Annotated in this window: 16 protein-coding genes and 1 riboswitch; of the genes, 3 read left to right on the forward strand and 13 right to left on the reverse strand. The window is 31.8% G+C overall.

Going from position 1 to position 12,925, the window contains the following annotated elements; translation table 11 throughout:
- Positions 1-173 precede the first annotated feature (173 nt).
- From RSB60_RS08070 to RSB60_RS08080, 3 genes are all read right to left on the reverse strand, one after another.
- Positions 174-1,334 carry a GGDEF domain-containing protein gene (locus RSB60_RS08070; protein WP_323382739.1) on the reverse strand — a complete coding sequence of 387 codons (1,161 nt, stop codon included), beginning with the start codon at positions 1,332-1,334 and terminating at the stop codon, positions 174-176.
- 90 nt (positions 1,335-1,424) lie between these two features.
- Positions 1,425-1,955: a DUF402 domain-containing protein gene (locus tag RSB60_RS08075; protein ID WP_323382740.1), complete on the reverse strand. Its 531-nt coding sequence runs from the start codon at positions 1,953-1,955 to the stop codon at positions 1,425-1,427.
- Positions 1,956-2,065: 110 nt separating this feature from the next.
- The gene (locus tag RSB60_RS08080; RefSeq protein WP_323382741.1) at positions 2,066-2,629 is read right to left on the reverse strand and encodes an energy-coupled thiamine transporter ThiT; all 564 of its coding nucleotides are present in this window, start codon (positions 2,627-2,629) and stop codon (positions 2,066-2,068) included.
- A 30-nt stretch (positions 2,630-2,659) separates the two neighbouring features.
- Positions 2,660-2,750, reverse strand: a riboswitch (TPP riboswitch).
- A 54-nt stretch (positions 2,751-2,804) separates the two neighbouring features.
- On the opposite strand from RSB60_RS08080, the gene RSB60_RS08085 reads away from it, so the two are divergent.
- On the forward strand, positions 2,805-3,266 hold the full coding sequence (locus RSB60_RS08085; RefSeq protein ID WP_332475365.1) for a GAF domain-containing protein: 462 nt from the start codon (positions 2,805-2,807) through the stop codon (positions 3,264-3,266).
- Positions 3,267-3,287: 21 nt separating this feature from the next.
- Here RSB60_RS08085 and RSB60_RS08090 read toward each other — a convergent pair whose 3' ends face one another.
- Genes RSB60_RS08090 through RSB60_RS08115 form a run of 6 tightly spaced genes read right to left on the reverse strand, consistent with a single transcriptional unit; the run spans position 3,288 to position 7,623 of the window.
- Entirely contained in the window at positions 3,288-3,899 is a 612-nt protein-coding gene (locus RSB60_RS08090; protein ID WP_332615658.1) for a DJ-1/PfpI family protein, read from the reverse strand.
- 43 nt (positions 3,900-3,942) lie between these two features.
- Complete coding sequence (locus tag RSB60_RS08095) at positions 3,943-4,755, reverse strand: aminoglycoside N(3)-acetyltransferase (RefSeq protein ID WP_323382744.1); 813 nt, start codon at positions 4,753-4,755, stop codon at positions 3,943-3,945.
- Positions 4,748-5,233: a phosphatidylglycerophosphatase A family protein gene (locus RSB60_RS08100; protein WP_323382745.1), complete on the reverse strand. Its 486-nt coding sequence runs from the start codon at positions 5,231-5,233 to the stop codon at positions 4,748-4,750. Before RSB60_RS08100 ends, RSB60_RS08095 begins: the two co-directional genes overlap by 8 nt.
- 4 nt (positions 5,234-5,237) lie before the next feature.
- The gene (locus RSB60_RS08105) at positions 5,238-6,149 is read right to left on the reverse strand and encodes a pseudouridine-5'-phosphate glycosidase (protein ID WP_332490969.1); all 912 of its coding nucleotides are present in this window, start codon (positions 6,147-6,149) and stop codon (positions 5,238-5,240) included.
- Positions 6,146-7,081 carry a carbohydrate kinase family protein gene (locus tag RSB60_RS08110; RefSeq protein ID WP_323382747.1) on the reverse strand — a complete coding sequence of 312 codons (936 nt, stop codon included), beginning with the start codon at positions 7,079-7,081 and terminating at the stop codon, positions 6,146-6,148. The genes RSB60_RS08105 and RSB60_RS08110 overlap by 4 nt, the downstream gene beginning before the upstream one ends.
- The gene (locus tag RSB60_RS08115) at positions 7,078-7,623 is read right to left on the reverse strand and encodes a DUF1836 domain-containing protein (protein WP_323382748.1); all 546 of its coding nucleotides are present in this window, start codon (positions 7,621-7,623) and stop codon (positions 7,078-7,080) included. The genes RSB60_RS08110 and RSB60_RS08115 overlap by 4 nt, the downstream gene beginning before the upstream one ends.
- A gap of 93 nt (positions 7,624-7,716) precedes the next feature.
- Here RSB60_RS08115 and RSB60_RS08120 point away from each other — a divergent pair, with 93 nt between their 5' ends.
- Positions 7,717-8,613, forward strand: a complete 897-nt coding sequence (locus RSB60_RS08120) for a carbohydrate kinase family protein (protein ID WP_323382749.1) — start codon at positions 7,717-7,719, stop codon at positions 8,611-8,613.
- Between the two features lie 9 nt (positions 8,614-8,622).
- On the opposite strand, the gene RSB60_RS08125 is transcribed toward RSB60_RS08120, so the two are convergent.
- Both RSB60_RS08125 and RSB60_RS08130 read right to left on the reverse strand, forming a co-directional pair.
- Entirely contained in the window at positions 8,623-9,573 is a 951-nt protein-coding gene (locus tag RSB60_RS08125) for an L-lactate dehydrogenase (protein WP_323382750.1), read from the reverse strand.
- Between the two features lie 81 nt (positions 9,574-9,654).
- Positions 9,655-10,194, reverse strand: a complete 540-nt coding sequence (locus RSB60_RS08130; RefSeq protein ID WP_332615665.1) for a DUF3783 domain-containing protein — start codon at positions 10,192-10,194, stop codon at positions 9,655-9,657.
- A gap of 166 nt (positions 10,195-10,360) precedes the next feature.
- On the opposite strand from RSB60_RS08130, the gene RSB60_RS08135 reads away from it, so the two are divergent.
- Entirely contained in the window at positions 10,361-10,816 is a 456-nt protein-coding gene (locus tag RSB60_RS08135; protein WP_332490974.1) for a DUF2798 domain-containing protein, read from the forward strand.
- On the opposite strand, the gene RSB60_RS08140 is transcribed toward RSB60_RS08135, so the two are convergent.
- On the reverse strand, positions 10,809-12,158 hold the full coding sequence (locus tag RSB60_RS08140; protein ID WP_332615667.1) for a DUF6179 domain-containing protein: 1,350 nt from the start codon (positions 12,156-12,158) through the stop codon (positions 10,809-10,811). The two genes, RSB60_RS08135 and RSB60_RS08140, sit on opposite strands and share 8 nt — an antisense overlap.
- Positions 12,139-12,564, reverse strand: a complete 426-nt coding sequence (locus tag RSB60_RS08145) for a DUF6323 family protein (RefSeq protein ID WP_332615670.1) — start codon at positions 12,562-12,564, stop codon at positions 12,139-12,141. Before RSB60_RS08145 ends, RSB60_RS08140 begins: the two co-directional genes overlap by 20 nt.
- Positions 12,565-12,925 lie beyond the last annotated feature (361 nt).

Consider the following 12,925-nt stretch of genomic DNA (forward strand, 5'->3'; position numbering starts at 1 on the left):
CTTATCCTTTTTTTGACGTTCGTTGTTTAATTTCCTATTCAGTTTTCAAAGATCATTCACACCCAAGGTGCCTTACTATAATATCAAATGGTATATATACTGTCAACAAGTTTTTGAACTTTTTTTAAACTTTTTTCATTAACTGTATACATCCCTTTAAATAAGCCTTTAAATCACTTCAAATCCAACTTCATTTGTTCTTGATAATTCTTTTTATTAACATACATTTCTCTATCTGCATGGGCAACCAATTCATCAATCGTTTTAACCATTGGATCTTTAAATGCAGCATACCCAATACTCAGTGATAATTTGAACACTTCTTTATTCATATCATTGAACTCCGTTATCTTCTCATTAATAAGATAAATGAGTTCTTGATGATCTTTATCTTTACATACAATGATAAATTCATCACCACCATATCGAGCTAGAAAACTTTTATGTTTATTGCAACAATCTTTTAATATTATACTTGTCTTAATCAGTGCTTCATCACCAACCAAATGTCCATATATATCATTGATAGTTTTAAACTTATTTACATCTATCAATATAAGTCCATCATCTTCTCTTTCATTCTCTATAAGAAATACTTTATTAAGATAACGATTAAATTGATATCTATTGTTTAATCCAGTTAACATATCGGTAGTAATTTGACTATTTTGAATATTGATAAAAACCATCAATATAGATAAGGTCGCACCTATCCATATAAGAGACACTCCATATACTTCTATTTGAACAATTGCACCCAAAATAGGAAGTACCATAAATGTCATCATCGTTTTCATCTTTCCTCTTTCTTCTTCGCCAACCACCACTTTATATTTTCTAAATATTACACATGCTGCAAGCAGTAAATAAAGAAGTGCCAAAACTGAAGGAATGATAAATAAATCTCCACGTACATACATATTTGCTTCATCTATATAAAACATCCAGTGCGTGAAATAATTGATTATAGCCATTACTGTGTTAATAAACAGTGGCAGAATTAAAATATACTTCCTTTTAGTTTCAAAATAGCGTTGATACAAATTGCAATAAACAACGACATAGAAAAACCAACTAAAAGGCACAAAGCAATTAAAAAAATAATAAACAGTCGACGCAATCCAATTGAATGCAAATGCACCTATAAAATCATGTCCATTCACAACCCACATAATTGTATCCATTGCAACAACCATAATCACACTAACAATAATAAGATTGAACGATTTTTGTTCAACCGTTCTCGCTAGCTTTTTTCTTTCATTATTATAAAGAATGCCTAAAACGATAAGTGCAATGATATTGACTTCCAAATAGTATAAATTTGACGACATTCTAAAATCCTCCGCAAAGTCTAGGAACATCATACACCAAACTTCTCTCGCTAGACAAGTTGAAAAAAAGTATGAGATTTCTCATACTTTTTAACGCTTGTACATTTTTTGATAAATCTTATAATACTTGTTAATAGTTTCATCATTAAATGGATCTTCCATCTCTTTGATTCGACGAATCAATTCTTGCATTTGCGTTTCCACAATCATTTTAATATCATTTGGATAATTCATCTCATGCCCATGTTCTTGATATTCATCTTCATCTAAAATTTCATATTCGCCATTTGGATAAAGTTTAATATCTAAATCATAATCAATGTTTTTAATCGCTTCACCATCATATAAACTGGGTGATGCTAAATTACAATAGTAATAAATACCTGTTTTACGAATCATAGTAATGATATTAAACCAACAATCTGGATAAAAGAAACAAATTGCAGGCTCACGCGTAAACCATTTACGCCCATCTGCCTCTGTTACCCAAGTCTTATTTGTAACTGCAACAATTTGTTGATCACTCGCTTCAATCACGAACCCTTTAGCCCATGTGCGATGTAAAGAACCATCATGTTTGAAACTTTGAATATACACCATTGAACCTACTTCAGGTAACATGTACACTCCCCTTTCCAATCATTTAGTTCTATAATAAAAAGCCGTGTCTATTATAACACATAACTTTATATTGTTTAAAGTTTTCCATAAAAAGAAAAAAGAGCTAAAATTTAGCTCTCTCTAACTCCTACAAATTTGAAACGATCAGAATTCAATCTCTTAATCAAAATTGGAATTATTATTGCCGCAATAATTAGCGTCACAAAATTATAACCAAAGTTATAACTAAGTGAGTAAACCCATGCCCCCATACTTCCAGCTACTTCATTAGCTGGCCAATAATAAACGCCTGAAATCACTTGTGCAATAAAACGAATACTCATTGTAATCAACATACCTACGTAGACATTTGAAATCTTTCCAATTCTTGGGAATAAGCTAGCCATTCCACAAACTGCTGCTGGAATAATATAGTCTAAACTATATTGAATTGGATTTAGATACCAAGTTCCCATACCAAACAGCAAGGAAACAAACCACCACAACAATCCAACTGCTAAGCCCTTCTTCCATCCCAAATGATAAGAAGCTGCATAAACTGCAATCAAAGACAATTCAATACTTCCACCACTAGGCATTTTTAAAAATGGAACCATTTCACTTACATAAGCCAATACAAGTGATAGCGCCACATAAAGCGCCATAAAACTAAGATCTTTAACGTTAATTTTCATAAAAAAACACCTCCATAAGTTTGAGGCGTAAGGATAAAAATAAGAACTCCCTACGCTAGTATTAACTAGATCAGGTGATAAGGGTTATTTCTCAGCACAATGTGCACCCCTGTTCACGAATGCATTATACCATGCTTCGGAATGTGATACAATGTTAAATAAAGGAGAATTTCATATGACCAACTATGAATTATTAATCGCACAAGTTCAAGGATTACTTGAAGAAAAAAATAAAATTGCCGCTTTATCAAATGTAACTGCATGTATCAATCAAAATATGGATACAATCAATTGGGTAGGATTTTACTTTATTGACAATGACGAATTAATATTAGGACCTTTTCAAGGTAAAGTTGCTTGCACACATTTAAAAATTGGAAAAGGTGTATGTGGTACAGCTGTCGCAACAAAACAAACACAACTTATTCCTAATGTTCATACATTTGCAGGACACATTGCATGCGACAGTGCTTCAGAAAGTGAATTAGTTATTCCTATTTTCTTAAATGACCAAGTAATTGCAGTGCTTGACATTGATTCGCCTATATTAGAACGATTTACACTTCAAGATGCATCGTGTTTTGAAGCTATATGCAAAAAAATAAGTGAAGCTTATTCCATACACAATTGGAAATAAGCTTCATTTTAATTTCCGCTTCTATTTTGCATCAAGTCCAAAAGAGGTACGATAGGGATTTAATCCAAAGTACTCTATGAAAGCTGCTGCCCATTCACGATACTTCCATCCATAGGCTGTTAAAACTTTATTCTCCATCATAAAATCATCAACACTATTTCCATTTTCACGCATCTTCTTCATTTCAGGAACATCTATCAAATATTTCATTTGCTCTTCATGTAAAAGCATATTAATATCTTCCAAGAACCAAGACTTATCGACACCTGCTTGAAATTTTCTATCCCTCATAATATTCGCTTTGCACAATATCATAGGTGCTGACGAAATTGCCGCAATAAGTTTTCCTTGTTTCTCAAATTGTTCTATCACTTCCATTAATTTTTCATCTTTAAAATTATTGTATAAACCTTCTGCAAAACTTCCTGAAATGACCAATGAATCATAATCTTCCAAGATCATATCATCCAAAGTGCAATCAGGTATAACTTGCATCCCTTCTTCACAACGAATCATACTGAGTCTATTCGCTACAAAAGTTACTGGTTTCTCATTCAACACTAACATTTCTAATAATACCGAAATTTCATAATTACAAAATCCCTCAAATACTAGTACAGCTGTTTTTTTCATACTATTCACCTTCCTATAGAAAAAGATAGATGATTATCTATCTTTAACGATAATATTCATAAGTATTGCGAGACTCAAAATAACGTACTGCTTCATCGATTGCAACATCCGCGCGGAAAAGTTTTGCATCACAATTACCTATCTTAGTACTTCTAATTGCACCTTTACCTTTTAACTCAATTTCAATCGCTGGAAATTCATCACTATTCACATCAATATCCAAGTACTTTTTCCATACTCGTCTACCTTCAATTTCAACAGCAGCACCTTGTAGTAAAATAGGGCGACAATCTGAACGATATTCCGCTAAATGTAGTAACGTACAATTATCAAATCCAACTCCTAAAAGTAAAACGTATCCTTTTAGTTCATATAGACGTGCTGTTGGTGATTCCTCCGAAAGTGAAAAATGTAGGGAGTGCCGATTGCATAACAATTTAGCATATTTTCCCCATGCTACATAAGCACTATTAGGATGATTCGATATAACTGCCCCATCACGTCGTCTTAAATTTTCAACAATTTGTCCCATATACCGTGTATCCATTTCCTTTTTATGATAAGCAGGCATGTTTTCACGAATGACTTGAGCTAACCCACAATCACATGGGGGATTCACCCAAAAAGTTGGTTCGGTGTTATCACTACAATGTAATGGCATTAAAATAGTGCCACTATATCCGACAACATCTATAAGTGCATCAACCACTGATTGTGCACCTCCAACGACAAATCCAAAAGAAGAAAGTGAGCTATGTACTTCTAGAATCATTCCTGGTTTTACACCTAATTCTATTAACTTAGCCATAATTTCTTTTTTTGTACTTACTGATGTGATAGGTCGTTTATTATTCACAGCAATCCCCTTTTTCCTTTGAATGAGCTATTCTACTTGCAGCACTTGCAGCAATGGCTCCAACGATATCATCTAAAAATGTATTACATTGTTTACCATTATGTTCATTTAATAGACCAATAATCCCTGGTTTTACACGATCAATGTAACCATAATTTGTTAATGCAATAGAACCATATATATTACATATACCATAAGCTAGAACTTCGTCAACACCATAGAGCGAATAATCTTTTAAAAGTATATCTTCTAGCTCTTTTGATTCTAAGCATCCCTTGTCTGCCATAATATCTAAATTAATTCCTGTTATTACGGCATGTTGAACTTCTCTTTTGCATAAAACTTGTTTAACATCTTCTATTACATCATCAATCAATAAATCCGGAAAATATTGCTTTTGTAGCATTACAGAACATTCCGCAATATCTCTTAGTTCTACACCTCTTTGGTGTAATAATCGAACACATACATCATACATAAAATTACCTCTTTAATAGACAAATTTCTTTTGCAATCTCTGCTCCAACTTTTGCATTATTGAAGACTAATTGAATATTTGAATCTAAACTCTTACCACCTGTTAATTCTTTTATTTTTGCAAGTAAGAATGGTGTTGATTCTTTTCCATGTACACCCATTTTATTCATTTCATCAATTGCTGCATTGATTGCTTTGTCCATCTCTTCTTTATTCATAGCATATTCTTCTGGAATTGGATTTGCAATTAATACGCCACCATTTAATCCCATTTCACGTTTTGCTACAATTGCTTCTGCAATTTCTTTTTCACTATCCATTTTATAGTCTAGTTTTAAACCTGAAGTTCTAGTATAGAATGCTGCAAGCTCTTCTGTTTTATAACCAAGTACTGGAACTCCAAATGTTTCTAAGTATTCCAATGTCAATGGTAAATCAAGAATAGCTTTTGCACCCGCACAAACAACACTAACGTTAGTGTGTGCTAATTCTTGTAAGTCTGCGGAAATATCAAATGTTTCTTGAGCACCACGGTGAACTCCCCCGATACCTCCTGTTACAAATACTTCAATTCCAGCCTTTGCCGCAAAAATCATTGTTGTTGCTACTGTTGTAGCACCCCATAATTTTTTAGACATAATTACTGGTAAGTCACGACGTGAAACTTTAATAATTCCTTGTCTTTTTCCAAATTCTTCTATTTCTTCTGGTGTCATTCCTACTACGCCTACACCATCAATAATACCAATTGTTGCTGGTATTACACCTCTTTCACGAAGGATTGCTTCAACCGCAAGTGCTGTTTTTACATTTTGCGGATATGGCATTCCATGAGAAATAATTGTAGATTCAAGTGCTACAACTGGTTGATTGTTATCTAATGCATTTTGTACTTCTGGATTTACTCTGATCATCATAATGATTCCCTTTCTATATCTAGTTCTTGGATTTTTTCTTCCACTAGTTTAACACACAAATCTGGGTTTACTGTTTCAATACATGTTACTGTACATACCGCGGATGCAATAGCGAATTCAACCGCTTCATAAAGTGATTTATTTTTAAGTCTTGCGACTAAGTATGCAGCAAGGAAAGCATCTCCTCCACCTGTTGCATTTGTTACTTCCACCATTTTATGAGAAACCCAAATCTTTTCGTCTTTATTTGCTGCAATAACACCACGTTCACCCATACTGATAATAGGTTCCTTGACACCCATTTTCAAATAAGCATCTAATGTGGCAATTGCTGTTTCCTTATCCACAATTTCTATGCCTGTGAATACTTTTGATTCATACACATTTGGTTTTAAAATTGTGAACCTACCTAACTCATCTTTAATCTTATCTGCCTTTAATGTAGATATTGGATCAATCGCTACTGGCGCATTTGCGTTAGCTAAGATGAAATCAATATATTTCTTTTCTAAATTCGTGTCAATGACTAATAAATCATCTTCTTTCACTTGTGATAAGGCATGCATCAACATATTTGTATCCATGTTTTTTAAAATATCCATATCACTCATTGCAAGTTGCATGTCATTATTCTCATTAAGAATTGCCAAATAAATAGAAGATCTTGCGCCATGAACAACTTTAGAAAGCGAACAATTCAATCCAACTTCTTCACAATATGCTTTTAATTGTTTGCCATATAAATCATCCGCAAACACAGTAACAAAGTAAACCTCTTGTCCAAGACGACAACAATTCTCTGCAATATTTCTACCTACTCCACCAAAGGAGGTTGTAATTACACCTGGGTTTGAATCAAAAGCACGAAGTTTTTCATGGCTTGCACCACAAATGTCAATGTTTGCTCCACCTATAATAAACACCCTACTCATACTTCACCTCGTATACTATCTTCTTGAAGTTTTACTTTCTTAGATGCAATCAACTTTGCTGCAAACGCAATAGTTGCCATCTTTAATGCAATATCATTTTCATCAATGTTTTTATCAAAACTTGTTGATTTGTTAGATGCATTAATTGTGGACATAATAATTCGTAATGCCTTTTCTTGTTCATCACAAAAGAAATTGTATGCTTTATGTGTTCCAACTACTTTCGCTTGAAAGAGAATTCCTTCTTTCACTTCTTTGATTGTCATTACTTGTTTAAGTATTGTAATCGCAATTAAATAAGCAAAGTGAACACGATTATATTGTTTCTTACGGTTGGGTGCTGGAATCATTTTCCATTTTACATAATTATTAATCATTGATGGTGTTAATATTTTTTCCTCTGCTGTCATCAGTGTGCCAACATACTTTTCTATCAATGTTATCACTTGATCTTTATATAAATCCATATCTGGAAGTTCTTCCCATCGTGGTAAATGGACATTGTAAATTTGTTCACTCCAAGTCTCTAACTCTTTGTTCATGTAAATACCTCAACTATTTGTACTCATTTTATCATACTTTTTTAGTAATATTGTTGTTTTTTCGCTATAATATTTCTAGAAAGTGAGATTCATATGAAAAATAAAGTATTGCTTTTAGGTGGCTTATGCATTGACGAAACTCTTGAATGCACAAATCTCCCTAAAGTAGGACAAGATATCATGATTCATTCCAAACAAACTCAATTAGGTGGCTCTTGTTTAAATGTTGCCACATTACTCAAGCGGTTAAATAAAGAACCCCTAATTTATTCTGCAATTGGTGATAAAGATTATTTGGATGCTTTTCAATTATTCACCGAGGAATCTTTTGATACAACTTGTCTATATCGCGAAGATGGACAAACCGGTTCTTGTACAATACTTGTTGATGAAACCAAAGAAAGAACATTTCTCACATATCGTGGAATTGAAGGTAATTTTGATGAAGAACATATTCCTTTAGAATTAATGGAAGATGTTGAATGGATTTATTTATCAGGCATTTATTTAGTTTATGGATTAGAAAGTCAAAAAATAGTACCTTTTTTAATTAGAATGATTCACCAAGGAAAAAAGATTTTCTTTGATTTAGGATCACTAGTAGAACAAATAGAAATTAGCCTATTAAAAGAGTGTGTAAGTCTTTCTTCAATCATAAAAGGTAATGATAACGAAATCAAAGTTTTAATTGATCGTCTACAACTTCAACATATCACAAACATTCTAGACTCAACGTTACGCATTATTATAAGAACAATGGGGAAAGAAGGTTCAATAACTTATCTGAGTGAAAATACATTAACAGTCCCTAGTGTTGATGTTAGTGCTATTGATACAACAGGTTCTGGTGATGCCTTCGTTGGTGCCTTTATCGCAAGTATGATTGATAATCTTTCAATTCAAGAATGTTTAGAGATTGCTACTCAATATGGATCAATCGCAACAACATACCATGGTGGTCGCATACCACTAAACACAAAAGAAGCCTAATGGCTTCTTTTATAATAATGGATCAATAATATCATGATTAATTTTCTTTAGAGTTTCACAGCTATGATTAAATTTCGCTTTATCCACATCACTTAAATCAAGTTTAACTATTTCTCTTACACCCTCACGATTAACAACTGCAGGTACACCTACATACAATCCTTCTTGTCCATATTCTCCATTTTGATATGCAGATACTGTAAGAATAACATTCTCATCATTTAAAATTGCTTGAACTAAGCGATTCAATGATAACCCTATTCCATAATATGTCGAATGCTTACGCTTAACAATTTCATAGCCAGCTTGTTGAACTTGTGTATAAATATTATGAAGATCTGTTAAGTCTCTTCCTTGTTCATCAAGAAGTTCTAATAATGGTTTGCATCCTACATATGCATTATTCCATGGTACAAAACTTGTATCCCCATGTTCTCCCATAATATAGGCATGAATATTACCAGAAGATATGTTTAAATATTCACTCATCATAAATCGAAGACGTGCCGTATCTAAAATTGTTCCTGAACCAATAACACGATGTTTAGGAAGTCCGCTCACTTTTTGAGCAACATATGTCATTCCATCAACTGGATTACTTGCAACAACAAGAATACCATCAAAACCACTTTTCATGATGTTTTCAGTTACATCTTTAATAATGATTGCATCTCGTGTAGTTAAGTCTAATCGTGTTTCATCTGGACGTTGTGTTACTCCAGCAGTAATTACCACAACCTTTGCACCCTTGCAATCTGCATATTCTCCAGCACGTACAATTAGATTATGTCTAGCATATGGCAAACCATGTTGTAAATCCATTGCTTCACCGATTGCTTTTTCTTTATTGACATCAATTAAGACAAGTTCATCTAAGCCTCCTGTTGTCAAAAAACTATACGCCATACTCATTCCTACTGAACCAGTACCAACGAGTACTATTTTTCTTGTTTCATTCATATTAATCCCCCTTATAAAGCTAATTCATTATATCCTATTGTTCCATGAAAAAATAGTGATAAAGTATCACTATTTTAGCTTCTACATCTTCTTTAAATAGTTCATAATTTCACGAGTGCATGAATCAATATTTTCTAAGTCACGCGAAGGATTTTGAAGCATCATATATCCCTTCATTAATAATTCTTTGAATTTAGTCTTATCATTCTCATTTAACTTATCAATGTTCACATTACTTGTTGAAATAAGAACCTGTTTAAGAATTTCACTTTTTTTAAATAACTCATGTTCTAAAAGTACTTCACTGAATAAGTCACGTAGCTTCCAATTCTTATTATGATCTGTTTCAATAATTTTAATTCCACCATAGGGTACATTATGCTCTTTTAAAATATTTAAATAATTCAACATTTCATCTGGTGTAAATCCCTGAAATATCATAAACATTTCTTTCAATATCACATTTTCTTCAAACTGACAGTCATGCATAAATATTTCATTCACTGTTCTATCCAAATCATTATCGGTAATTGGAGATACCTCTACTTTAGTTGTAGAAGAAAGCATTTTATATGTTTCTACCGTTTCTTTAGGACATCCATACAGTCTAATTTTTTTCATTTATTTACCCTCTTAATCTATATTTATTTTATCATGAAGTATTAACTTTTTGAAAAAATATGCTTTGACTTTCATTTAAAAACAGCGTTATAATTAATCGAAATCGTGTTGCATATGCATAAGTCCAGATTAGGATTTATGCATTTTTTTATGGGAGGAAAATCAAATGCCACAAACTCAAAAAGAAAAATTACTGTTTTCTCTACTTATGTCCATCTTCATGGTTTATGGAATGGAGACCTACAATCACATGGTGATAAATAATTCATTCTCACTTTCAGCTTTTCTAATTAATCCAATTGAATTAGTAAATCTAGTTATCATTGTAATTATATTAGAAACTTTTATTGGAGGACCACTAGCAAGAAAAATAGCATCCTACTTTTATAAAGACCACCCTTCTCCATTGTTAATGATTTTGCTTATCCAAGTGTGCACAGTGTTTTTGATGTGTCCTATGATGAGTTTAGTTGCTACTATTCTTTTCAGAGGCGGTTTATCATCTGAACTTCTCAGTATCTGGCTACATACTTTCGCTACGAATATTATGATGGCTCTTGTGTGGCAACTAGCTGTTGCTGGCCCTATAGTAAGAAAAATTGTGCTAAGAACTGTTAATTAATCGTTAATCGTATCTTGCTCACTAAAGATTCAATTTCACTTCTCTTTTGATTACTCAACATTTTTAAACATTCTACAAGATATCTTTGCCACATACATGTATCATCAAAATCAGAATAAAATATTTCATCCATTTTAACATCCATATTAAATCTTCCTAAATCAGGAATCGCAATTTTAATAAACAATGCTAACTGCTCAACAGTACATGTAATAAAGTATTGTACATACTCCACATCATAAAAAATTTCATTATCAAATAAATCCAAAATATCAAAAAGACTGACTTCAAAATCATGAAGATAGGCAATCTTATCTGTTGTCTTATCCAATGATTGTATGTCTTTTAATAGTTTATTGAAGTTGGGTGAATTATTTGTGTCTGTAAGTACTACATTATATTTTTCATCGAGGACTTTTTCATAAACTAATATCTCTATATTTTTCTCAAAAAAACTTATAAATCGATTTTCTATTTCTTTTTTGAATAGAATTATAGTATCGAAAATTTCTTTTGGAAATAACATATTCATTTCTGTATAAACCCTATTTATCTTTTCTTGATAATTGTGATGAAAAGTTTTAACCAATTCTTTTTCATAGTACGTCAACAACAAATCTTTCTTTTGAATCAAACGATTCGCAATATATTGCATCAAACATAACTCACATAAGTTAATATTTAACAAAGTTATTTCAATATCTTTGCATAACTCATATTGTTTTATAAGATCGCTTACTCTAGAACCAAACAAGGTACAAAAATCATTTTCTGTTTTAAATCTTCGCAAGTAATACAAGACTAAGTCAGTTCCATCACATAAATACATATCATGATCAAGGGGCAATCCATCAATTAATGGATAATCTAAATCTTCTTTTGTAAAACATGCATTAAAACTCCCTCGATATTCATCGCACGTTTTGATAAAGTTGGGAATTTGTTCATCAATAATACTATTGTATCTTTCATTGTTTGTCTTAATACGTCTTTTTTTACTTTGATCCAATAATTCTTTAATTTCATTAATATCTTTATTCACTTCCAAATAACCTAAATCAAAGAAATGATGAATTCCTTTTTCAATCAACTCATTGGCATTATGATTCATAAACCCATGGTTAAAGTAATAGTTAAGTGTATCAATCATCTGTTTATAGTTTTCTAAACTTATTGAACTGCTTTTTTTGTGATTGTATAGATTTACAAGTTCATTAATCACATCATATACTTCAAGACAAAGTGTTTGATATCTCTTTGTATCTATTTGTCGTTGTGCTAAAGCTTGACGAAGGGTCTCATCAACTCCTTGGTTATGTGCATTAGTTAGATTGATTATCACGATTTGAATAGCCTTCTTTCTTTAATCGAGCATAGATTTCCTTTTTTAGATCTTTGTCAATAATTCCATAGGCATGTAAATAAGAATCATAGATAACATTTATCAATTCATCATCGCTGATATGCCAATCAAATTTACAACGGACTCCATAAAACAAATGAATTGCATTCTTCAATATTTCTAAATAATTATTAAAGAGTAAATACGGTGATTGTGAAAATGGTTTGATAATAGTTAAAAACTTCATTTTGTCCATTTCCACCATTTCATTTTGGGTACATGCAAGATCCTGAATACTTTTTAGTTCTATTAAATCTTCTTTTGTTAGTTCAAATCCTTTTACTAATAAATAAGATTCAACCTCTGCCAATTCAAATTCTACTGGTTCTACTTTTTGTAGCTTCATCTTCGTCCCCCTCATCTAGTGAGATTAGTTATATCACCGTTACTATACCCATACAACTCTTGAAAAAAAGTCAATTTTGTGGTAATATAAAGTCATAAATAAAGCGAAATGCAGTGAATAATCACTGCATTTTTTATTGCCCGAAATAAATTTGAATATTCTTTACAATTTCACGCATTCAAATAAACTCGTGAATTTTAGCTATACGTATTCATAATACTTTCATATTTGGCACATTCTAATTTTTAAAAAACTGTTTTTATAAATTAATTAATAGTTTTATTTAATAGAACTACATTTTCTACATGTTTTGAGATGAGGGGATAGCTATCAAATGGAAATTACCATGTTCCTTTTTTAG

This window comes from Anaerorhabdus sp. (assembly GCF_036657415.1).
Classification (GTDB): Bacteria; Bacillota_I; Bacilli_A; order Erysipelotrichales; family Erysipelotrichaceae; genus Anaerorhabdus.

Excerpts from the sequence above, each read along its gene's own strand:
- RSB60_RS08070 (WP_323382739.1), bottom strand. The coding sequence starts at position 1,334 with ATGTCGTCAAATTTATACTATTTGGAAGTCAATATCATTGCACTTATC.
- RSB60_RS08075 (WP_323382740.1), bottom strand. The coding sequence starts at position 1,955 with ATGTTACCTGAAGTAGGTTCAATGGTGTATATTCAAAGTTTCAAACAT.
- RSB60_RS08080 (WP_323382741.1), bottom strand. The coding sequence starts at position 2,629 with ATGAAAATTAACGTTAAAGATCTTAGTTTTATGGCGCTTTATGTGGCG.
- RSB60_RS08085 (WP_332475365.1), top strand. The coding sequence starts at position 2,805 with ATGACCAACTATGAATTATTAATCGCACAAGTTCAAGGATTACTTGAA.
- RSB60_RS08090 (WP_332615658.1), bottom strand. The coding sequence starts at position 3,899 with ATGAAAAAAACAGCTGTACTAGTATTTGAGGGATTTTGTAATTATGAA.
- RSB60_RS08100 (WP_323382745.1), bottom strand. The coding sequence starts at position 5,233 with ATGTATGATGTATGTGTTCGATTATTACACCAAAGAGGTGTAGAACTA.
- RSB60_RS08105 (WP_332490969.1), bottom strand. The coding sequence starts at position 6,149 with ATGATGATCAGAGTAAATCCAGAAGTACAAAATGCATTAGATAACAAT.
- RSB60_RS08110 (WP_323382747.1), bottom strand. The coding sequence starts at position 7,081 with ATGAGTAGGGTGTTTATTATAGGTGGAGCAAACATTGACATTTGTGGT.
- RSB60_RS08115 (WP_323382748.1), bottom strand. The coding sequence starts at position 7,623 with ATGAACAAAGAGTTAGAGACTTGGAGTGAACAAATTTACAATGTCCAT.
- RSB60_RS08120 (WP_323382749.1), top strand. The coding sequence starts at position 7,717 with ATGAAAAATAAAGTATTGCTTTTAGGTGGCTTATGCATTGACGAAACT.
- RSB60_RS08125 (WP_323382750.1), bottom strand. The coding sequence starts at position 9,573 with ATGAATGAAACAAGAAAAATAGTACTCGTTGGTACTGGTTCAGTAGGA.
- RSB60_RS08130 (WP_332615665.1), bottom strand. The coding sequence starts at position 10,194 with ATGAAAAAAATTAGACTGTATGGATGTCCTAAAGAAACGGTAGAAACA.
- RSB60_RS08135 (WP_332490974.1), top strand. The coding sequence starts at position 10,361 with ATGCCACAAACTCAAAAAGAAAAATTACTGTTTTCTCTACTTATGTCC.
- RSB60_RS08145 (WP_332615670.1), bottom strand. The coding sequence starts at position 12,564 with ATGAAGCTACAAAAAGTAGAACCAGTAGAATTTGAATTGGCAGAGGTT.